24 protein-coding genes are annotated in these 21,665 nt (G+C 43.6%); 9 read left to right on the forward strand and 15 right to left on the reverse strand.

The window, feature by feature from the left end; genetic code table 11:
* From LDO37_RS21495 to LDO37_RS21515, 5 genes are all read right to left on the reverse strand, one after another.
* Positions 1–942: a lipase family alpha/beta hydrolase gene (locus LDO37_RS21495; protein ID WP_185829835.1), complete on the reverse strand. Its 942-nt coding sequence runs from the start codon at positions 940–942 to the stop codon at positions 1–3.
* 348 nt (positions 943–1,290) lie between these two features.
* On the reverse strand, positions 1,291–2,094 hold the full coding sequence (locus tag LDO37_RS21500; RefSeq protein WP_126607107.1) for a glutathione S-transferase family protein: 804 nt from the start codon (positions 2,092–2,094) through the stop codon (positions 1,291–1,293).
* Between the two features lie 127 nt (positions 2,095–2,221).
* Positions 2,222–2,767 (reverse strand): RNA polymerase sigma factor SigZ, encoded by a 546-nt coding sequence (sigZ, locus tag LDO37_RS21505; RefSeq protein ID WP_126607108.1) that lies wholly within the window; start codon positions 2,765–2,767, stop codon positions 2,222–2,224.
* Between the two features lie 39 nt (positions 2,768–2,806).
* Positions 2,807–3,829 (reverse strand): ACR3 family arsenite efflux transporter, encoded by a 1,023-nt coding sequence (gene arsB, locus LDO37_RS21510; RefSeq protein WP_126607109.1) that lies wholly within the window; start codon positions 3,827–3,829, stop codon positions 2,807–2,809.
* Positions 3,830–4,514: 685 nt separating this feature from the next.
* Entirely contained in the window at positions 4,515–4,742 is a 228-nt protein-coding gene (locus LDO37_RS21515; RefSeq protein ID WP_126607110.1) for a hexameric tyrosine-coordinated heme protein, read from the reverse strand.
* Between the two features lie 149 nt (positions 4,743–4,891).
* On the opposite strand from LDO37_RS21515, the gene LDO37_RS21520 reads away from it, so the two are divergent.
* Entirely contained in the window at positions 4,892–5,317 is a 426-nt protein-coding gene (locus tag LDO37_RS21520) for a MarR family winged helix-turn-helix transcriptional regulator (protein WP_126607111.1), read from the forward strand.
* Positions 5,318–5,323: 6 nt separating this feature from the next.
* On the opposite strand, the gene LDO37_RS21525 is transcribed toward LDO37_RS21520, so the two are convergent.
* Complete coding sequence (locus tag LDO37_RS21525; protein ID WP_126607112.1) at positions 5,324–6,013, reverse strand: aspartate/glutamate racemase family protein; 690 nt, start codon at positions 6,011–6,013, stop codon at positions 5,324–5,326.
* Between the two features lie 128 nt (positions 6,014–6,141).
* On the opposite strand from LDO37_RS21525, the gene LDO37_RS21530 reads away from it, so the two are divergent.
* Complete coding sequence (locus LDO37_RS21530; protein ID WP_126607113.1) at positions 6,142–6,528, forward strand: VOC family protein; 387 nt, start codon at positions 6,142–6,144, stop codon at positions 6,526–6,528.
* Here LDO37_RS21530 and LDO37_RS21535 read toward each other — a convergent pair.
* Positions 6,525–7,163: a helix-turn-helix domain-containing protein gene (locus tag LDO37_RS21535; RefSeq protein ID WP_126607114.1), complete on the reverse strand. Its 639-nt coding sequence runs from the start codon at positions 7,161–7,163 to the stop codon at positions 6,525–6,527. The genes LDO37_RS21530 and LDO37_RS21535 overlap by 4 nt on opposite strands.
* Before the next feature lie 71 nt (positions 7,164–7,234).
* Between LDO37_RS21535 and LDO37_RS21540 the strand changes: the two genes are divergently transcribed.
* A complete protein-coding gene (locus LDO37_RS21540) occupies positions 7,235–7,522 on the forward strand; it encodes a GNAT family N-acetyltransferase (RefSeq protein WP_126607115.1) in 288 nt (95 codons plus the stop codon).
* A gap of 73 nt (positions 7,523–7,595) precedes the next feature.
* Here LDO37_RS21540 and LDO37_RS21545 read toward each other — a convergent pair whose 3' ends face one another.
* The 6 genes from LDO37_RS21545 to LDO37_RS21570 form a co-directional block, all read right to left on the reverse strand.
* Positions 7,596–8,513 (reverse strand): M14 family metallopeptidase, encoded by a 918-nt coding sequence (locus tag LDO37_RS21545; protein ID WP_126607116.1) that lies wholly within the window; start codon positions 8,511–8,513, stop codon positions 7,596–7,598.
* Positions 8,514–8,769: 256 nt separating this feature from the next.
* The gene (locus tag LDO37_RS21550) at positions 8,770–9,513 is read right to left on the reverse strand and encodes a hypothetical protein (protein ID WP_126607117.1); all 744 of its coding nucleotides are present in this window, start codon (positions 9,511–9,513) and stop codon (positions 8,770–8,772) included.
* A 203-nt stretch (positions 9,514–9,716) separates the two neighbouring features.
* Complete coding sequence (locus LDO37_RS21555) at positions 9,717–10,931, reverse strand: HD-GYP domain-containing protein (protein WP_126607118.1); 1,215 nt, start codon at positions 10,929–10,931, stop codon at positions 9,717–9,719.
* 343 nt (positions 10,932–11,274) lie between these two features.
* Positions 11,275–11,691 (reverse strand): hypothetical protein, encoded by a 417-nt coding sequence (locus LDO37_RS21560; RefSeq protein ID WP_126607119.1) that lies wholly within the window; start codon positions 11,689–11,691, stop codon positions 11,275–11,277.
* A 3-nt stretch (positions 11,692–11,694) separates the two neighbouring features.
* Entirely contained in the window at positions 11,695–12,354 is a 660-nt protein-coding gene (locus LDO37_RS21565) for an HAD family hydrolase (RefSeq protein ID WP_126607120.1), read from the reverse strand.
* 159 nt (positions 12,355–12,513) lie between these two features.
* A complete protein-coding gene (locus LDO37_RS21570; RefSeq protein ID WP_126607121.1) occupies positions 12,514–13,224 on the reverse strand; it encodes a GntR family transcriptional regulator in 711 nt (236 codons plus the stop codon).
* Positions 13,225–13,488: 264 nt separating this feature from the next.
* Here LDO37_RS21570 and LDO37_RS21575 point away from each other — a divergent pair, with 264 nt between their 5' ends.
* The 5 genes from LDO37_RS21575 to LDO37_RS21595 all read left to right on the forward strand — a co-directional run bounded on the left by LDO37_RS21575 (position 13,489) and on the right by LDO37_RS21595 (position 18,511).
* A complete protein-coding gene (locus LDO37_RS21575; RefSeq protein ID WP_126607122.1) occupies positions 13,489–14,805 on the forward strand; it encodes an extracellular solute-binding protein in 1,317 nt (438 codons plus the stop codon).
* Positions 14,806–14,860: 55 nt separating this feature from the next.
* The gene (locus LDO37_RS21580; RefSeq protein ID WP_101109956.1) at positions 14,861–15,739 is read left to right on the forward strand and encodes a carbohydrate ABC transporter permease; all 879 of its coding nucleotides are present in this window, start codon (positions 14,861–14,863) and stop codon (positions 15,737–15,739) included.
* Positions 15,739–16,554 carry a carbohydrate ABC transporter permease gene (locus tag LDO37_RS21585; protein ID WP_104399503.1) on the forward strand — a complete coding sequence of 272 codons (816 nt, stop codon included), beginning with the start codon at positions 15,739–15,741 and terminating at the stop codon, positions 16,552–16,554. Before LDO37_RS21580 ends, LDO37_RS21585 begins: the two co-directional genes overlap by 1 nt.
* A 4-nt stretch (positions 16,555–16,558) precedes the next feature.
* Entirely contained in the window at positions 16,559–17,293 is a 735-nt protein-coding gene (locus LDO37_RS21590; protein ID WP_126607123.1) for an N-acetylmannosamine-6-phosphate 2-epimerase, read from the forward strand.
* Positions 17,294–17,407: 114 nt separating this feature from the next.
* Complete coding sequence (locus tag LDO37_RS21595; RefSeq protein WP_126607124.1) at positions 17,408–18,511, forward strand: ABC transporter ATP-binding protein; 1,104 nt, start codon at positions 17,408–17,410, stop codon at positions 18,509–18,511.
* A 135-nt stretch (positions 18,512–18,646) separates the two neighbouring features.
* On the opposite strand, the gene LDO37_RS21600 is transcribed toward LDO37_RS21595, so the two are convergent.
* Positions 18,647–19,492 carry a pirin family protein gene (locus LDO37_RS21600; protein ID WP_126607125.1) on the reverse strand — a complete coding sequence of 282 codons (846 nt, stop codon included), beginning with the start codon at positions 19,490–19,492 and terminating at the stop codon, positions 18,647–18,649.
* A gap of 187 nt (positions 19,493–19,679) precedes the next feature.
* Entirely contained in the window at positions 19,680–20,585 is a 906-nt protein-coding gene (locus LDO37_RS21605; protein ID WP_126607126.1) for a DMT family transporter, read from the reverse strand.
* A gap of 407 nt (positions 20,586–20,992) precedes the next feature.
* Here LDO37_RS21605 and bluB point away from each other — a divergent pair, with 407 nt between their 5' ends.
* The gene (bluB, locus tag LDO37_RS21610; protein ID WP_126607127.1) at positions 20,993–21,637 is read left to right on the forward strand and encodes a 5,6-dimethylbenzimidazole synthase; all 645 of its coding nucleotides are present in this window, start codon (positions 20,993–20,995) and stop codon (positions 21,635–21,637) included.
* The last annotated feature ends 28 nt before the right edge of the window (positions 21,638–21,665 follow it).

Here is a 21,665-nt window from a genome sequence, read left to right on the forward strand (position 1 = left end):
TTACAGCCCTTGATTCTTCAACCTGTTCGCTTGTTGCCGATATACAGTAACAGGATCGGTTTCAAAGAGGTGATGAATACCCAGCAAACCGTTAACTTCATCTAGGTGGTTCATTCTGTAGTTGTCTCTGATAACGTAGCCCAAGCGGCTGCTGCAGCGTCCGACTAGTCCATCATTAGGTTCACTAAATGCTAACCCCAATACACCTAAAACCGCATCGGATGGATCCAATACATTGGTTACTGTCGAGGTACCACTCCACGAGTAGTAATAAACGCCGTTACTTGCTCGTTTTGCACCTTGACCACAGCGCGATGTAGGAACACCTTCGGGGTAATGCCTATTGAATTTCAAAGAGCCTTTAGTGGTAAGCGATGCCAAAGAACCCAATGGATCTTGTGGCAGTGATGTTCCGCCAGACAGCACACTAATTAGGCCTGAAAGCCCTCTAGCAATTTTCACTGCCAGCGCTTCCGAAATAGAGCCCGATGGTATTGTTCCTCTGACAATATCAGCAATAGTCGAGCCCTTATTTACTCCACCAACACTGGTGACAGAAGCCACTATGTCGGGGCGAACAGAGGCAACATAACGTGAGGTAGGGCTGCCGTGGCTATGCCCGATCAAGTTTACTTTTTGTGCGCCAGTTACAGCCAGAATAGCTTCTACCTGCGACAAAAGTTGTTCGCCTCGGGCTTCTGAACTGTTCGTTGCAGAAACTTGTGCGACATAAACCTTTGCGCCACTTTTGGTCAACGCTTGAGGGACGCCGAAGAAGTAATCGACCCCCGCCAGTCTGTCGAATCCAAACAAGCCATGTACAAGGACGATAGGGTAGTGAGTTTGTGTATAACCGGATTGGGTTGCCCCTCCGGCGCTAGCACCAGCCCAACTGAATGCGCTAGTGGAGAGCAATAGAGCGATTGTGAGTATCCTTTTCACTTCGTTTTCCTCTACAAGTTAGACCTCGGATGAGTTAATAGAATGTATATAAATTGTTAGTGAAAGTTTGTTTTAAAAATGAGAACTGTGAACGAGACTAAATTTTTGGCGAGTAGAAGTCGGAATATTTCAATGAGAGTGACAATGCAAAAATAAATTTATAACAGTGAGTTATCGACTTACTTAAACGTAATTGGGTAGATGTTCGCCAATAATGCGTGTTCGAAGATAGGAGAAATTGAGCTAAAAAATAAAAACCTACTGGCAAGGTTGTGTTTGAAACATCACCAGTAGGTTGAGAATGTGAACTCAGATTAGCGTTTATAGGTGGCTAGCAGCGTGACACTCCTAGCAGCAGTTTGATGTTGAAGACGTGCGTTCTGCTTTCTTAATATTGAAAGCGGGTTGGGCTTGGCAGCAATCGCTGTCTTGCGTGCAACATTCTGCTCCTTTGTCGTCGCAACAGTCTTCATTTGGGTTACAGCATACTTTTTTACCTAACTCTGTTTCATCAGAGAGATAAAACTGAGTGAACTTGTTCAGGAAGTCATCAGCGACAGACTTTTCTGCTAACCCCGTTTCCATAAGTGCTTTTTGCCACTTTTGTACTCGTGGCAGACCACTCAAAAAGTCAAAGCGCGTATGTTGTTTCACAATGTCGGTACGGTGCAACAGGGGCAACCATGCGATGTCTACGTTACTTAACTCTTTGCCATTGAAGAATGCACCATCAGATAATGCTTTCTCAGCAGATAGGAACTTCTCGGCTTTTTCAAACACCGAAACGAGTTTTGCACCACGTTCTTGCAGTGCTGATTCGTCTTTGCTTCTCATTGTGCCGCATTGAGTCAGGTAGTGTTTTGTTGCTTGGTAGCTCCATGCACGGCTAATAGCTTTTTGTTCTGGTGTTAATGTTGGTTGCAGTGGTGCCGCGATATCGTCGATGTACTCCGCTATCGCATCAGACTCAAACAGCGCTTGACCTGAATCTGTAACCAGCAAAGGGACTTGCCCATTAGGAGATAGTTCTAGGAACCAGTCAGGTTTGTCTTTTAAGCTGATGTATTCGATCTCATACGGTAATTTTTTCGCTTCTAAAAGCGCGGTGACACGTTGAACAAATGGGCAAATAGTGAAGCTAATAATTTTCATATAGTTAACTCTTTTCTGATTAGTGGGTCGAGAGACCCTAAACTTGTTTGTATATCTAAGACGAACAGGTTTCAGAAAAGACGAAAAAAAGACGATTTTTTAGAAAATTAAATTAGGTCAACAGACCCTAGCAACTCTTACAACCTTTTGATTTTGAATCACAATCGACTAGACTCCCTTGTTTGTTCAACGTGAGGTGACAGCAATCTTCAAATTGTTTCCTGAGTTCTTGGCGTGCTTTCGATACTCGTGACTTTAATGTGGAATAACTGAGGTTTTGAGAAAGAGCGACCGCTTTTTGAGATTCTTGCTCAATGTCCACCGCCCAAATTAATTGGGCACTTTGCTCGGGTAAATTTTGTATAAATGGTAACAAGCACTTAGAGAATTCTTTTTGCATTTGATTCGCATCTTGTTCATACCAAAGATCTTTTTCTTCAATTGCTGACTGGCGCTTTGAGCGGCGGTAGAAATCCATGATGGCATTATTGGCAATTTGAAATAACCAAGACTTTAAGCTGTCCCAGTTTTGGACTTTATCCAAATTCTCATGCGTTTTAATCAGCACATCCTGCAAGATGTCATCGACATCATCAGGGTTAGGTACTCTGGAATGCAAAAAGGCTTTTAACCCCTGCTGATATTCGTGCCAAATCGTTTCTATATTCTTCATTTCAGTATTCACATTTTGAGTGCTTAAGGCTAACAGCTTCTAGCTTTCTTGAACGGGCTCAAAGTCATTTTTTGTTCTGTTCGCAAATGCAACTAAAGAGAGCATAACGGGCACTTCGACCAATACACCCACGATAGTGGCTAATGCTGCCCCAGAATGAACGCCAAACAAACTGATGGCAACGGCAACAGCCAACTCAAAAAAGTTTGATGCTCCAATCATTGCACCTGGCGCTGCAACACAGTGTGGCTGACGTGTTTTCTTCATCCAATAATACGCGAGAGCAAAGATAAGATACGTTTGAATGAGTAACGGAACAGAAATGAATAGGATGTCTACTGGATTACTTAAAATGGTGTTCGCTTGAAAACCAAACAGCAAAACAACGGTGCCGACTAAACCTAAAATTGATAAAGGTTTAATGGCTTTGCCAAGCCTATCTACTTTGGTCGGGTTATTGAGCACTTTTCGAGTCATTGCCCCCGCGACCAATGGCACAATGACGAAGAGAGAAACAGAAAGCAGAAGTGTGTCCCAAGGCACCGTTATGTCTGTCATGCCCAGAAGAAGGGCTGCAATCGGTGCGAAAGCGACGACCATAATGATGTCGTTAATCGCGACCTGGACAATGGTGTAATTCGCATCCCCCTTGGTTAGTTGGCTCCACACAAAAACCATGGCTGTGCAGGGGGCGACGCCAAGCAAAATCATACCTGCGATGTATTGTTCTGCTAAATCCGAAACAATCCAGCTCCCGAAGACATAGCGCATGAAAACAACGGCAAGCAACGCCATCGTAAAAGGTTTGATTAACCAGTTAATGACAATGGTGATCAACAACCCTTTTGGTCTTTTATGAACACTTTTGACTGATGTGAAATCGATTTGCATCATCATTGGGTAGATCATTAGCCAAATGAGAACAGCAATAACCATATTAATTTGTGCATATTGCATGGCGGCTAGATACGAGAAAAGCTCTGGGAATAGGTACCCACTCACTATGCCCAGAATCATTCCTAGACCAACCCAAACACTTAAAAATCTCTCGAAAATTCCCATGGTGAATCACTCTTCTTTAGATAAAACAGACGCGCATTTGCGTTTTACTACGCAGGCTTACGTTAGACGAACTAAATGACAATTTGATGGTGTCTGGGGACATCTCAACATGCATCAGTATGGCATCTACTCACTAGTTAAAATTGCATATATGTATATCCATATATTATGCTTATCATATTGCTTGTCAAACTTTAAATGATGACGTGATGATGTCGTAGGCTACTTGACGATAAGTTTGTATTTTCGGTATTTTGAAAGGAGAACTGCCTTGAAGGTGTATTTCTTCTCCCTTGTCATAAAAGATTAATAATTTTTAATAAGTTAGCGTGAGTCTATAAGCAATAAGGATTTTTGGGAAATAGAGGTCTGCTTATGCTGGTCTCATCGGTATGAGTACATTTGCAAAATAACGATATTGTAATTACATTGAAATCATCTTGTAATATTTAAATGGGTGGGAAAATGCAGCATCAAGAAATGATCCAACATTCACATTTTGGCGTGATCAGCCGAACCGTTCTGTTTTCACTCATATCTGTCATCGGTGTTTTGACGCTTATATGAGTTTAGAAGAAAAGTGAAATGAGTTTAGAAGAGAAATAACCCCCAGACTTCGATATCGAGCTCTGGGGTTTTTTATTGCCTGTTACCTTGAATGCCACTTAAGCTGCTCTGGTTGGTTTTAAGTCCAGTAGTTATTTGCAGCAGCAACCGTTTGAAAGTTGATTGCAATAACTTGAGAGGCGGCGATTAAGTTCTCGGCGTTGTCAGCGTAGACAGGTCGGATCTTTTCTCTTACTTCTTCGGACGGTTGCGTGTACTTAACCCCCATCCTCGACATTTTTATTGCAAGTTGGTAGCCATCTTCAGGCGTACTCGTTTTTAATGTCGCTAACCATTTATCACTCATCACTTCTTCCTTTTTGTATTCATTTTGCTCGCTCACTATGTTGTTAGTGTGCGAACAGTTTGTCAACTAATAATAAGCTTACGAATATTTTGTCTATGATAGTGTGCATGCGTATAATGATGGTTACGAATGAAAACTTGGAGAATCGGGTGGCAGTAGCAGAATTAGATCGACAGCTGTGTTTTGCTCTATATTCAACATCCAATAAGCTGACATCAACGTACAGGGAGTTACTTGAACCTCATGGTTTAACCTATACGCAATTTGTGGTGCTGATGGCATTGTGGAAAGAAGATGAGATTTCAATTAGTCAGCTAGCGAAGACAACAGAACTCAGCAAGGCAACCATGACGCCGCTGTTGAAACGAATGGAAGAGAAAAATCTTATTCGTCGGGAGCAGCTTGCGAATAATGAACGCCAAAAATCCATTGTACTAACGGATTTAGGGAGGGAGCTTTCTCAAAATAGCTCCGACATTACAGATAAGGTTTTTTGCTCAACCCGTTTAACTCAGGAAGAGGCAAATTCTATGATCCAGCTGTGTAAGAAGGTCAGAATACAAACAAACGAATAAAATTTGCTAATCGATACAGGCGTATTCAATTGCTGCCCGTGCTAAAAGCCGAGTGGAGTCTAATGTTGGGAGCGGGGAGTTTTCGTCGCCCAGTACAATGGGAAGCTCGGTGCAACCCAAAACAACGGCTTCACAACCCTGAGATTTAAATTCTTCAATCACCTTAAGCAAATATTCGGTGACATGGCTTGGAGTATGACCAAGTACCAGTTCATCCATGATTAAACGGCCAATCTCTTTTCGCTGCAATGCATTGGGCAATACCACGTCTATATCTACGCTTCGCATACTATTTGGGTAGACATCGCTTTCGGTTAGCCATTGCGTGCCTAAAACGCCGACTTTACGGTAGCTTTGATGTTTGGCGTATTGAGACACCACATCCGCAATATGTAACCAAGGAAGTGATGAGGATTGCTCTACCAAATCGAAAGCTTGGTGAATGGTATTGTCCGGACAAATAACAAAATCAGCGCCAGCGGCCTTGAGCTTTTCAACGGAAGTTAACATAAGGTCGACAATTTGTTTCTTCGACCCTTGATTCAGAGCATCAACATATAAAGATAGAGAAGGGGTGTGCATCGCGATATCTGGATGTTGATAATGCCCCAATTTGGCAATGCTTTCGCTACAAATCGTTGTATAGCAGAGCGCAGCGCCTTCTGCTGAACAACCAACAATTCCAATGCTCTTCATTTCCGATCTCCTTCATTGATGTGTCTCCTGCCTATAAACAGACATGGGGATGTGTCGTTTATTTTCAATACAAACGGGCTAACAAGGTATTAATCTAACGTTCTCAAACAAGCCTGAAGGAAAAGAAAATGAAATTAAAATATACCATTCTCTATGTAGAAAATGTGGCAAAAACACTGGCGTTTTATGAACGCGCCTTTGGGCTTTCACGTGCGATGCTCCATGAGGGGGGAGACTACGGCGAGTTGGATACGGGTACTATGACCTTGTCATTTTCGTCGCTTGACCTGATGGGTAAGCTTGGAAAAGGGGCTGTACTGCCCAAGCGAGGACAACCCAGTTTTGAAATAGCATTTGAAACGGATAATGTGCCGGAGTCGCTACAGCAAGCCTTGGATGCGGGCGCAGAACTTGTTCAGCCTGTAGAGCACATGCCTTGGGGGCAAACTACGTCTTATGTACATGACATAAATGGCTTTTTAATTGAAATTTGCTCACCAGTGGCAGAGAGTTAATACCCATCATCAAAAAGCTGTGCTTTGATGTCTTCTCGATTAAAAAGCTGAGTTGGCGTAACACCTAACCAGCTTTTAATCTCTCGGCACATATGAGCTTGGTCTGAATATTGAAAATCGTAGGCAATGTCGGAGTAATTTCCGCTCAATATTATCGCTTTGGCACACTGGCGAACTCTGGCTAATCGAAACCAAAATAGCGGCGTTTGATCGGTGTGCTTTTTGATGGTTCTTTGCAGCGTTCTTACATTTACACCAAGCAACAATGCTATTTGCTCAATACTCCCCATTTCCTTGCGAATGCATTCAAGTGCTTCAGCAACGTTTGAGTTAACTGTGGTTGCTGATTCAATTCTATCAATAAGTTGATCTCTTGAATCCCAGCATGGAAGCAGTTTATTCGTTTCAACGTTGGAAACATTGCATCCTGGCTGAAGTCGAAATCCCACCATTGCGGTTCCCGCGGTTATATCGATTGGTGCAGTATTCGTATAAAGAGGAGAGACATTGATTTGCGCTGGCGTATTACCCGTAAGCGTAACGATGACATCCTGACACCCATCTGGAATGATGAAAGCTCTTTTATTTTCAACGGCTTTTGATTGCCATGTGTCTATAATGTGGGAAGAATACATGCGCTTTTTGGGTGTCTACTGAACTATAGTAAGGTTAACACATCATCGAATCTAACATAGAGATAACGTAAGTGAATGACGATATTGCAGTGATCCACGATATTCAAGCCAAAGAATTTCGAATTGAAGTCGCCCCTGAGAGTTGGGCTAAAGTAACCTATCGCCAAGAGGGGGACGTCTTTTATGTCGATCATTCCTCCGTGCCTGAAGCGTTGAGAGGTCAGGGTAAAGGCGCGGTGATGATGGAAGCAGCGTTGCTGGAAATTGAAAAGCTAAATGTGAAAATAGTGCCGGAATGCAGTTACGTTAAGCACTATGTCAACAAACATGAAAACTGGCATCATTTACTGGCTGAGTAAACTCATCTGTTTTTCTTAAAAAATACGAGTAATAAAAAGGATGGGATCCCATCCTTTTTTGTTTTCGATAGCTCTAAGAATTGAGCAAGTAGTCCAATCCGCCCTTAATTGAAGCGACTTGCGCATCGTTACATTCTTCGTCTGTCACTTTTGGGCTGTCGGGGTACACTTCTGTCGTAGTGCCGTATTCACAACCAGTAAAGCCGCTGCACAGCCCGAGTTTACTTGTTGGGTAATTGATCACACCATGCTGCACGACGGGCGAGCCGATAATGTTTCCATTATCGTCTGGTGGAGCAATATGAGTGACCTTTTCAACCGCTTGAATGATGGCAGTTTGAAAATCTTCGTTTGGATTTTCTGTATCTCCAACCAAGTAAAAGCCATCTGGAACCAGGTCCTCGATGTAATCTAAGCCGTCGCGTGCGGCAAGTGCGGGACGAAACTCGGACTCGTCTGTGTCTGTGGTTTCATGCAAATCAATATGGGCGTAGATGTCGACACCTAGTGATTCCACCATCGACATTAGGTTTGCTGATTCCTCTGCAGGAGAATCTTTGTAAAAGGAACGATTAGGATCCACTGCGTTTGGATTCCAACGGTTTATGGTTTCGTAACCCCATGGGCTGACACAAGGGGCAACTACAATATTAAAGTGCTTTTCATATTCATTGCCGAGTAGCGCTAGGAACTTAAGTGCGCCATGAACACCGCTTGTTTCATAGCCATGCACACCACCAGTGACCAAAATGGTCTTGCGGCTAGCATCCCAAGTTTTACTTTTTACCGCGTATAATGGGAATTGCTCTGGGTTATAGCTTAGTGCACCATATTGGAATACATCGTATTGGTTGCGTAACGCATCAATTTTAGTGACGACGTCACGTTTGTAGCTGCGCTTTATTGAAACTGAATCTAGCCATGCTTTTTTTTCTTCTTCTCCCCAAGCTGTTCCTTGAGTGCCAATAGGGTATTGGTAGCCACTTTTCATTGTTCACCTACACGTTTATTACGATCCATTTGTAAGGCAACAAGTATACTGAAGCCACCTCAAGATACTAGGTTCAGTAAACTCTTAATCCTATATATTGAGATAGGTGGGTATATACATCAGTTCCACATAACAAAGACCCCCAACGATATTGGAGCAATACCATTGGGCGTCTTTGTTAATGAACGGCTTGAAAAGCAACACTTCTTAGAAAGCTAGAAAGCTAGAAAGCTAGAAAGCTAGAAAGCTAGAAAGCCTATTGAGTGACTATTTGAAAGGTATTCAGCTCTTTACGGCTCATATAGTGCATATTATCTGCATCAGCCGATTCTAGAGTGAAGAAATAAAACTCTTCCGGTTTAGGAAGCTCAATGAGCTTGTAAAATTGAATATAGGGTTGATGGTCACGGTGAGTTTTCGGTAGCTCATTTCCCTGATAGTCACCAGAAGCCCAACTATGAACACCAATATAAGCGTTTTTGTCTGCGGTTCGAGTTGTACCGGCTAAAAACAGATCCGTTCCACCAGAGGCGACACCACCTCGAACAACATTACCTTCATCGTCTTTTTGATTTAACGCTCCAGAAACGTGCGTATGTAACTTTAACGAGTGAATCAGTGTTGCGAGCTTCAAATTGGTTACGTCGTCTACCGAACCACCAACGTCTAAAAAGATCAGTTTATTCAGGTTGGGGTGGTCGTCTAACATTTCTTGTGCAGCCAGCAGTGTTCCATCACATATTACGCCCGTTATTTCGGCTGTTGAGCCCGACTCCATAACGCGAAATATCGTGGCATCCAAATTACTCATACCAACTTCTTCCAATAATTCTGGCGTACAGGTTGATGCGTATTCCTTGGGGGGTAATTCAGCGTATGCAAAGTTGGACAACCCAAAAAGTGATGCAAGAATAATAGTGCGTAAGCGCTGTGGCTTTGGTTTTAGAACGCGCAGAGGATTCAGAATGCGCAAGGGGATCAAGTGGCATAGCGGTTTCATGATGAAAATCTTCGTCTGATAAAAGGACAATGTTTTTTTTAACAGATCACAAGGTGAGAAACTATCAGCGTGGTGTAAGCCTTTGTCAGGATTACAAACAAGTTTTGTATCCAAACTATTCAAATAGAATTACTTATCTTTAGCTCGCTTGAATATCGATGAAGTAGGCAGCAATGTTGCTGCCTGTTATGAGGAGATACGATCTAAACATCGTAAAATGGTGCAGGGTCGACTTCTATGTCTCTGGGGGAGATAGCGCTTTCGATTTTGATATTGCCGCTCTTAAGATCCACAAATGCAACATCGGTAAAGCGCTTAAACTTGCGAGAATAGAAGCATTTCACCACTGGTTTAAGAGGTTGTTGGCTGTTCGAAGTCCAAGTTATGCCTACTCGACCATCGCTTAATTCCACTAACGACCCAACTGGGTAGACACCAATACAGTTGATGAATTTGTACACCAACTCCTGATCGAGGTGGAAGGGGGTGAGGCTCAGCAGTATTTTAAACGCTTCGGCTGAACTCATGCCAGCCTTATAACAGCGATGTGCAGTAAGGGCATCATAGATGTCAACAATACAACTCATTCTACCGTGAATAGGAATCTCGTCGCCTTTCAAACCATTTGGGTAACCATTGCCATCAAGCTTTTCATGGTGCATTAAGCAAACGTCTCTGCTGACTTGGTTTAATCCCTCGACATTATCGATGATCTCACCTGCATAGACTTGATGAAGCTTCATATGCTCAAATTCTTCAGGCGTTAATCTGGCTGGCTTGTGGAGAACTTTATCATCCACTTTGATTTTACCCACATCGTGAATGATTCCGCCAATCGCCATATCACGAAGCATCGTTTTATCCATGCCCAAGGATTTGCCAAACGTTACCAGTAAACATGCGACATTAACCGAATGTTCGAGTAAGTAAGAGTCTTTGTTTCGAAGGGCTGAAACACATTTAATAGCATCGGAATCAATTAGCACGGTTTCAATGACATCATCAGCCCATTCTTCGAGCGCATCAACCTCGAAACTGTTTCCTTCAAAAGTCTCCGTCAACAATTTTTGCGCTAAACCTTTGGCTTCGGCAATCAGCTTTTTTGCTTTGTTTTGTCTGATCTCGCGGCTGGGCATTTTTTTTGAGCGTGCAGGTGCGACCTCGCTTGAGGCTTTCTTATCGTCTGAACTGCTTGCATTGGCAACAGGTTTGAAAACGCAATTGCTGGCGGACAATTTTTCATCCACCCATGCGAAACGAACACCACTGTCCACCAATTGAGCTATGGCTTTTTGAGTTGAAACGCGACCAGCATTGGAGAGGTTTACCCGTTCACTTTGCTCAATTCCCGTTACAAACATTCCTATATTTAAGTGTTCAATTGCGATCTTTATAGAGTTTTCAGGTTTGTATTGCATCAATTGATAACCAATAAGCGCCATTAAAATTAGGAAAATACATGCTATGTGAACAGTATTTTTGTGGTCCTACTACGGCTTAGTTGAAATTATTCTGAATCCCGAGATTCCATGCTCGGTACATACTCAAGTTTAGGTGATCTCTCACAATTTTGGAGAGAGCCATTACAAAAAAACAAATCTTTATTGAGATCTATATCTTGTTTCTCATATATGTGATGAGCCGATTAATAAAAACGAAATAATGTAACGGAAACTAACTGTTGTTATAAGCATTAATATAAGCAATAGAAAAGTCACATATTTTACACGGTTTTATATAACTATGCTGTTTAAATAATGTTTATCTAATGTATTTTGAGTGCATATTTATGTACCAGTGATGAACTTTTCCATCACTTTTTTGAACCCAAAGATCGTTGTTATAAAGCACTATTTTGCCAGTCACTGAAATGTGTATGGTGCTTTCATCAAATGTATTCAATTTAACGAAAGGATCGGCAGTGATTAAGAAGGGGGGTGTGTCATTGAGTTTTTCATCTTCAACAACGAACTCACCACCAACAATATAGTAGTGGTAAATAGGATCGATAGAAGGGTCACTTGATATAACTTTATACCCAACAAAAGAAAAAGGTTGTTGAAGCGGTTGATTCACAACTTGTTTGTCTAACCGGTTTGTCGGTGGAAGAAAAATCCACGTAGAGATTAGACCAATGACTAAGGCCAGCAAAGAAAGCCCAATTTTTAGTGAACGCATTGTTTACTTACTCAATGCTTTGAGATGTATTAAAACATCGTTCAATGAAGGCATGACGTGATGTCCCATGGCTTTTATTTCTGAACACGGCTGCACTAAGTCAGGAATTTGGAAGGTACTCATGTTTGCTCCAACAGCAGAACGCACACCGTTATTGGAATCTTCAAATGCGAGGCAGTGCTTAGGATCTACCGCAATTCGATTTGCGGCTAATAAGTAAATCTCTGGATCTGGCTTACCATTTGTTACTTCACAGCCTGTTGTGACGTTTTCAAAATATGTATCTAGACCAGCCAAACGCAGTTTGACTCTTGCGACTTCTTTACCTGTCGATGTTGCAACAGCCAACTTAATATTTTTACTTTGAAACCACTCCAGAAGGTCGAACACTCCTTCTTTGACCGGGATAGCTTGATGCAGGACAACATCGTCGTAGTGTTTTTTCCATTCACCATGCAACTTGGAATATTCGATATATTGGTCATAAGCTGCACGTAAAGTTTGTTCAATACCCGCTGAATTTCGCCCGATGATCGAAGGATAAACATCGTCCAGAAACGGAATATCCAATGTATCGCATGCCTGTTTAAAAATGGACATACACACACGCTCCGTATCGAGAAGGAGCCCATCCATATCGAAGATTGCTGCTTGATAATTCATATATGATTGAGTTAGTTGGGATTGAAGTCACATTGTGACACAGATTATTACAAAACCGCAGAAAAAAGTGACCTATCACCATCGGGTGTTGATGACCCTTTCCACACCTTTAACATTTGATATAGAGCAATAAATACCGGCGTTAACATACCCCCGAATTCAGATGTTATGAGCGGGTCTTCTAATTTGTACTTCAAACTTGTATTTGTCTGCTCGGTAAAGAGTTTTACAAAATTCAATGGGGGTATTGTTAGCGGCCATCATTCTACGTTCTATCAATAAGCCAGCACTATAGGGGGCAACATTGAGTAAAGCGGCTTCTTTAGGCTCGACAACCGTTGCTTCAATAAACTGATCGGCTTGATTTAAGGACAACTGGTAGTCACGTTCCAAAATGGTATAGAGCGATTCGGATGTAAGGCGCTCTGGGTCGAATTTAGGCAAAAGTTGGCATGGAAGGTAGACGGTCTCCATCGCCATTGGCAGTTCATTCGCGTAACGAATTCGTACCACTTTATAGACCAGCTCAGAGGGTGAAACATTAAGCATTTGGCTTATTTTTGCACCAGCAGAAATCGTTTCAGTGGAAATGATTCGGCTTGATGGCTTTAGCCCTTTTGCCAACATCTCTTCCGAGAACGAACGCAGTGATAGCTGTTTTGTTTCGGGTCGGTCTGCTACGAAATTTCCAGCTCCAAGCTTTCTTACGATCCGCCCCTCAGCTTCCAATTCGAGTAAGCAACGCCTTAACGTCTCCCTTGCCACATCGAATCGCTTACTGAGTTCACGCTCGGAAGGCAGCCGCATACCCGGCGAACTATCCGCAATAAACTTCATGAGCTCGTTTTTAACATTCGCTCTCTTTGTCATCAATATTTCCTTAAATCGGTATAGACCAATAACATCATCCTAATGAACGTTAGAGCATGACTCAACCCAAAATTAGCCATATTTTATAGAAAGCATCAATTAAAATGATTCTTGTATCAATAATGAAACATTAAAGAGATGTAAAGGGATTGTAAAAATAGACCATATGATCTAATTCTATAGGTGAAGTATTGAGCAATGTGTTTTAAGTGAAGCTCAATATGCAACCTACAATTAGGGTTATGGACGAAACGGAGAATGGACATGATTCGTAAATCAGTAATGAAAATCGCTACACTTTCTCTGGCTGTTATGTGTGCCAGTCAGGCTTCAGCGACAGTCACGGTGCTTGGATGGCCAGGTGGCCCAGAGGAAACGGCATTAAGAAAAGCCATTGAAATGTATAACGCGCAGAGTAGCGTGAGTGAAAATGACAAAGTTGAAGCGTTATTCTTCAACCGCGAAGGGTTCTGGGATAAGTTGCAATCCGATCTTGCTGCTGGAACTACAGAGTTTGATATCAATCTTACTGCGACCTATTCACTCGGGCGCTACTCACCTTATATGGAACCGATTACGCTAACCACAAACGAAGCGTATGACGATAAAGTGCTTACCACCATGCAATACGAAGGCAAGCAATATGGTGTTCCTACCGACTTGTCGCTTCATTTCATGTACTACCGCTCCGACTTAATTGACACATTGCTTTCGAATGAAAGTTGGAAGAAAAAATACCGTGCGCTTGCTAAAGAAGAGTTTGGTAAAGAAATGGACCCAGTTGCGCCGCAAGATTGGACTTGGGATGACTATAAAGTGACAGCTCAATTTTTTGCCAAAAGACAGAATTCAAAGAGCCCTGTTCGCTACGGCACGGTTTTACAAATGAAAAACCTATTGTTCAACATGATGGTTTGGCATTCGGCAGCCAAAGCGTATGGCGGCAATTGGTTAGATGCAGACGGAAAAGTGGTGGTGAATTCTGCGGGTTACCGCAATGCGCTTGAGCGATACCGAGATCTTTACGATGCAGGCACTTCTCCAAAAGATTCACTCTCTTATGAATATGCAGAAGCCAACGCTGCCTTTGGTGCCGGCCAAGCGGCGACAATGCTCCAGTGGAATGCTGCGGCAGGCGACCTAACCGACGCCAGTAAAAACCCAGCCATCGCTGGAAAAGTAGGCATTGCGCCACCACCGAAAGGTCCAAATGGGCGATTCACTCATGTTCATGGCCTTGGTTTTGGTTTGAACAAAGCATCCACTAACAAACCTGGTGCACTTAAGTTCTTGAATTGGCTTGCGACAGCTGAAGCTGCCAAAGCCTATGCATTGGCAGGCGGTAACCCTGCGCTGAAAGAAAACGTTGTCGACGATATCGTTGCGCAAAGACCGGATCTGAAAACATTGGGTGAATACGCGGGCAGTTACGGCTTCGTAATGAATGGCGGTACATCTGGCAATGCGCTTACGGTCTATGAAGTGCAAGCAAGGGAGTTTACTGGGTATTGGGCTGATCAACAGAGCTTGGATCAAGCCTTAGAGAATACCGAAAAAGCCATGAAAGAGCTGCTGAAGTAGCGAATAATCGGAGGTAGGTCATGTTGTACTGCCTCCCAGAATAAGAGTGGATAGTATGCTTCAAGCCCCTAATCACGATAAACAAAGCCGACTGTTTACGTTGCCTTTGGTGTTGTTCCTGATTTTATTTCTGGGATTTCCTTTGGTTGCCGACCTTGTATACAGCGTGTCGAGAGTCACATTTGAAAACCTTCGTTCCCCCGAATTACAAGGTTTTAAGAATTTTGTTGATGTTGTTAACGACCCGCTGTTTTGGAAGGCAACCCATTTTTCATTCAAATTTGGTTTTGTCACCGCACTGATTGAATGCAGTTTGGGATTGTTTCTTGCGGTGTATTTAGCCCCATTGCTGAAAAAGCACCCCTGGTTGATGGCAATACTCATGATGCCAATGATGGCAGCGCCCGCGTTGGTCGGATTGATGTATCGCCTAGTGTTACATGAGTTTGTTGGTCCTGTTCCGTTTTACTTGTGGGAATGGTTTGGTGATAGCCCCGCATTCTTAGATGCAAACAATGCCATCTACACATTAATGACGATCGAGATCCTGCAATGGACGCCTTTTGCCGTTCTTTTGTTTCATGTTGCCTACCAAGCCATACCTGAAGACGTTCGCAAGGCAGCCACATTAGATGGTGCCCATGGTCTGAAATTGTTTTGGAACATCGAATTGCCCTTTATGAAACTTGCGTTATTTACCGCACTGTTTGTTCGGTTTATTGATGGATTTCGAGTGTTCGACAACGTTTATGTGTTAACGGGAAGTGGCGCAGGGGGCTCGACCACCAGCCTTTCTATATACGTTTATCTCGCGTTCTTTAAGCAAGGCAATATTGGTAAAGCGGTGGCGGCTTCCATGTTGCTATTGTTTGTGACTTTTGCGGTGCTCTTTGCACTCAATTACTTCTCTTCGAAGAAAAAAGGAGCGCAGTAATGATAGGTCGTTGGATTATATTTATTGTCGCAGCGCTGTTGATGAACTTCCCCGTGCTTGTCACTTTGCTGACGTCGTTTAAATCAAACGCGGAAATCGCAAGCAATGCCAGCTTGTGGGTGGAAAGTTGGACAATGGAAAACTACGTTCAAGTCTTTGCCATCTCTGATCGATTCGATGTTATTGCGTACTTAATGAATAGCGTTGTGGTTGCAACAATAGGGGCGGTGTTGCCGTTGCTGTTTTGTTTTCCAGCCGCTTACGTCATGGTGCGAAAGGGTTATGGCACACGCATTCTTATGCCGGCTGTCATTAACCTGAGAGCGGTGCCCCTTATTATTTTCGCGATTCCTCTTTATATGATGTATCAACCTTTGCACTTACTCGATAGCAAATTGGGATTGGGTTTGATACTGGCGATTGTGAACTTGCCGTTAGCGCTCATGATGTCGATAAACGCCATTCACGACATTCCAGCCGAACTCGATAAAGCCTCTTTAGTGGATGGTGCAAGCCCATTTACCTTCTTGAAGAGTGTCGCCATTCCTATGTCCAAACCTGTGCTAGCGACCACGTTGATTTTCGGTTTCATTACGGCATGGAACGAATTCTTATTTGGATTAATGCTGACAACCAAGGATGCCGTGCCATTAACGGTGGGGGCTTCGTTCTTCTTTGCTGCTGGGGGCGGTGGCGTCCAATGGGGAGTAGCCGCAGCCGTGATGGTGATTGGCACGTTACCTCCGACTTTATTGGGGCTTTTGATTTATAGGCAAATTGGTCAGTCCGTTATGGGCGGTGCAGTGAAAGGATAACAGTATGAAAAAGGATCATAGTGAAGCAGTACCTGTAATAAATGCGCTGTGTGGTGGATTGGTTGTATCTTGTCAGCCAGTTGAAGATAGCCCAATGGATCGCGATGACATCGTACTTGCTTACGCAAAAACGGCGATCTTAAGTGGTGCGAATGGGTTACGGATTGAAGGGGTGAATCGTCTTGCATTCGTACGCCCTCATGTTGAGGTGCCAATCATCGGGATCGTTAAGCGCGATTTTGAACAGTACCCAGTACGAATTACAGCCATTGAGGACGATGTGCTCGGCTTAATTAACGCAGGTGCAGACATTATTGCGATAGATGCGACGATGCGGAAGCGACCGGTCCCGTTTACCGAACTTGTCACGCTTGTTCAATCGCAAGGGAAGTGCGTAATGGCGGATTGTTCAACGTTTGAAGAAGGCGTAATGGCCTCGGAATTAGGATGCGACTTAATCGGTTCCACGTTGTCTGGATACACCACAGATAGTGTTCCAAATGACCCCGACATTTCCCTTGTGGAGCGGTGGGTTGAGCAGGGATTCAGAGTGATGGCTGAAGGGCGCTACAACTCGCCGAAAGCCGTCGAAAGTGCACTAAAAGCAGGCGCATGGAGTTGCACTGTTGGTACCGCAATTACCCGACCAGAGTTGGTGACGGAATGGTTTGTTGAGCATGCTCGATCAGGGTATGAACAGAGGAAAAACAACCAGCAAGCCAATTCGCTTAAGGGTTAAGCAGCGAAATTGTTTAAGCAACGAAATTCTTTAAGCAACCAAAAGTTAATTAGCCCAATAATTCGGTAGCCAATAGAACGAGCAGCCAATAAAAAGTAGTAAAAGGAAAACACGATGTCATCACTTCGATTGCAGCAAATAAGAAAAACGTACCCCAATGCAGAGCAAGAAACGCTTAAAGGGATCAATATCGCCATAGAATCGGGAGAGTTTCTTATTCTGGTCGGTCCTTCTGGCTGCGGAAAGTCTACCCTGATGAATACGATTGCTGGGTTAGAATCCATTAGCTCCGGCGAAATTTTTATTGATGAGCAAGAAGTGAGTGCCGTTGAGCCGAAAGATCGCGACATTGCTATGGTCTTCCAATCGTACGCGCTGTATCCAAACATGACCGTGTTCGACAATATTGCTTTCGGGCTGAAAATCCGGAAATGGGAAAAAAGCCGAATAGAAGCTGAAGTTCGTCGTGTTGCCGACATGCTGCAAATTGACCATTTATTGGATCGCAAACCTGCGCATTTGTCCGGAGGCCAGCGTCAGCGGGTGGCGATGGGGCGAGCACTTGCACGTAAACCCAAGCTCTACCTGTTCGACGAACCTTTATCAAATCTCGACGCCAAACTTCGTGTGGATATGCGTACGCAAATTAAGCGCTTACACCAGCAGCTGCAAACCACCATTGTCTATGTAACACATGACCAAATTGAAGCCATGACGCTGGCAGATCGCATTGCGGTGATGAAAGACGGCGAAGTGCAGCAGCTTGGTACACCAAAGGAAATCTATAAGCAGCCTAACAATCTGTTTGTAGCCGGATTTATGGGGTCGCCCTCGATGAATTTTATTGAGGTAACAGTAGAACTTGATTCGTCTGATAACCCCTTATGTCAGCTTAACGGAGCGCAAGGCAGCAATAATCATATCCAGCTACCTGTTGGGCTTCGAAAGTATGATGGTGAAACACTTATCATGGGTGTGCGACCAGAGGACATCCAAGTGGTCGAACCTAGTGTTGTTAATGCGTTGTCACTAAGCGCAGAAGTGTTAGAACCAACCGGACCTGATGTGCTGGTTACGTCAAAGATAAATGAGATGGAAATTATTGCGCGCTGCCCTGCGGAAGCTGACCTAAAAATGGGCGAAACATTTTCAGCGGTATTGGATATCAGCAAAGCGGTATTCTTCGACAAAGCGACTGAATTGAGAATCGAAACCTAGTGAGTATGCGTGTCTCTAGAGCCAAAATAGTTCAAGAGACACGGGCATGTTTAAGTGGAACCTGCATATGCTTTTTACGAAACTCTCCTATACGCATAGTGCTTACAAGTAAAGTAAATAGTCCGAATAGAAGCCTTAGTACGTATCAAAAAGCCCCGACTGATAATCTCGGATGGTTTGCTCGATTTCTTCCATCGAATTCATAACAAAAGGCCCGTAGTGAACAATGGGCTCATCAATAGGCTGCCCAGCAAAAATTAACGTTCCTGTTTGCCCTTGCGAACGAATTTCCACGGTTTCTCCTGCAGACAATAATGCCATGTCACCTTGTTTAACAATACGATCGCCAACGGTAACGTCTCCTTTGTAGGCATAAACCATCATGTTAAATTCAGCAGGCGTAGCCAACGTGACTGAAGCGTGCTGTGGGGCGCGCCAATCGGCTACAGTTGCTGGTACACCGGTCTTACTGAGTGGACCTTGTAAAGCTTCGCCATCTACGACCAAATCGCCAGCAAGTAACCGAATCAGGCTACCATTCTCCGCGTCAAACTCTGTCACCATTTCGGGTTGGAAGTCGAAATACTGAGCGGGTTTCATTTTGTCTTTCGATGGTTGGTTTATCCAAATTTGGAAACCATGCAAATTGCCGTCTTCCATAATGGGCATTTCGCTGTGTATCACACCTCTGCCAGCGGCCATCCACTGTGCTCCACCGCTTTTTAACTCACCGACGTTTCCCATGTGATCTCTATGCTGGAAATGACCTTCCATCATATACGTGAGTGTTTCAATGCCTCTATGCGGATGCGGTGGGAAGCCGCCAACGTAGTCTTTTTTGTCGTCGGACTTTAATTCATCAACCATCAAAAACGGCGAGAACGCCTGATTGTTGAACCCAGCTACACGGCGAATTTTTACTCCATCTCCATCGGATGTTGCCTTTGAAGAAATGATCTGACGAATTTCTCTGGTGGACATATTTCACCTCATATGAACTGCGATTAATGCTGTCAGTATAAGGTGCCAACATCATCAAGATGATAGGAAGACTTTGAGAGAGTTGTTCGAAAAATTTGAATGACAAGAGACGGCTTGTCATTCAAAAATCGCAGTGCTTACTTTCTTTGGTCTGTTTTTTTACTTCCTATTACCAGCTTCTTGCACCTTATTTTCTATTTATCCGCCACACAGAGAAAACCACTAAACCCATGCCTATCGCATGATAAATCGTAAAGGCCTCATCGAGCAGCGTGATGGCAAACAGAGCAGTAATGGAAGGACCGATGTTGCTGGTTACGCTCAAGATTGAAGGGGTTAAGCGAGCCATGGCTGCCGCCATAAAATAGGAAGGCACAGCGGTGCAGAACACTCCTATGGCAATACCAAGAATAATCAGTTCTGAGCTGAGTTCGGACAGTGCCACATCTTGATAAAAGTGCTGGCCCATAATCGCGACACCAGCGCTTGCCATACCGACACTGTTGAACAGTTGGCTACCCATATTGCTGATGAGCTTTTTGCTTAGAATCAAGTAGATTGCAAAAATCAGTGCTGAACCCGCCGCCATCAAACTGCCCAACCACACTTTGTCGCCCATATGCTGCATGTCGTGAGTTACGATAAATGCAACACCGACGTAACCCAAAAAAATCGCGGTGAGTGTTTGCGGCTTGGGTTTCTCCTTCATGAATATCCAGCTGATCGCGACAACAAATGATGGGAATAGGAAAATCACCAATCGCTCCAGTTGCGCTGAAATATATTCCAGAGCAAGAATGTCGAGCAGGGCAGCGAAGTAGTAGCCAAGCACACCGATCAGCGCAGCTTGCCAACCAAATTTTTTAAGAGATTGTCGAGACGATGGGTTGCGACACAGCCAGAAAAGAATAACCAGATACAAAGGAAGCGAACTCACTGCTCTCAGGCTCATAATAGACGTGGCGTCGCCACCAAAATCATAAGCGAGCTTGATTAAGACTGGCTTAATCGAAAACATAGCGGTGCCCGCCAAAGCAAACATAATGCCTTGTCGATATTGTATGGATGGTTCTGATATTGCTGTGGTGCTCATTTCTCATTCCCTAGTTAAAGCGTTCCCTAGTGTAAGAACGGTGGGCTGTGAGAAATGGCGCTTGATTCCGGCTGCTTCACTCACAGCCAGACATAGAAAACTCTACCGACTGATTGGCATTAGTGAAAGGAGCCAGAGTGATAGAGTGCAAGGGTTCATGGGTAATAGACCTTAATGGTAGTCACTTTTTAACCTACCGAAGCCCATCCATGATGGCAAGTGTTTTATGCAAGGTAATTAACTTGTTGCACAGTAAAGATCAAACAAAGACCACTGACGTCGCCTTTTTTTCTCGTTACTATAAATCCGCAATTAAGTTATTGAGCTGATTGCGTAATACCCATATGGGTAGTACCCAAGCATTTTAAGATCAATTGGGTAGATAAATAAAACATAGGTAATTACCGATGAATATAACTAAAGAAGAGCGGGAAGCCGTTTACAAGACCATTTTTTGCCGCCGGGACGTTCGCAGTGATTTTAAACCAGATGTCATTCCTGAAGAGGTGCTTATGCGTGTGCTTACTGCCGCGCATCATGCTCCTAGTGTCGGCTTTTCACAGCCATGGGACTTTGTATTGGTTACCAATCCGGAAATTAAATCGGCGATAAAACGCGATTTTGAAGAAGCGAACGCATTCTCAGCAGAGCAATTTTCTAAAGATAAGCAGTCGCAGTATAAATCGTTCAAGTTAGAAGGAATCATGGAAGCGCCAATGGGGATATGCGTAACGTGTGATAGAGAACGAAACGGACCAACTGTGATTGGTAGAACGGTTAAACCAGAAATGGATCTGTATAGCACAGTATGTGCCGTTCAGAACCTTTGGTTGGCTGCAAGAGCGGAAAATCTAGGGGTTGGATGGGTGAGTATCCTTAATGATGACGCGTTAAGAGAAACACTCTGCATTCCTGAAAGAAAAGCCATAGTCGCGTATTTGTGTATCGGTTATGTCGATCAGTTTAAAAGTAAACCAGAGTTAGAAACCGCAGGTTGGCTGCCTAGAAGTAGCTTGGATTCTGTTATTCATCGCGATTATTTCAAACGCTAGTTTTAGATAAGGAAGTATTTGAGCTTTT

Source organism: Vibrio penaeicida (genome assembly GCF_019977755.1).
GTDB lineage: Bacteria > Pseudomonadota > Gammaproteobacteria > Enterobacterales > Vibrionaceae > Vibrio > Vibrio penaeicida.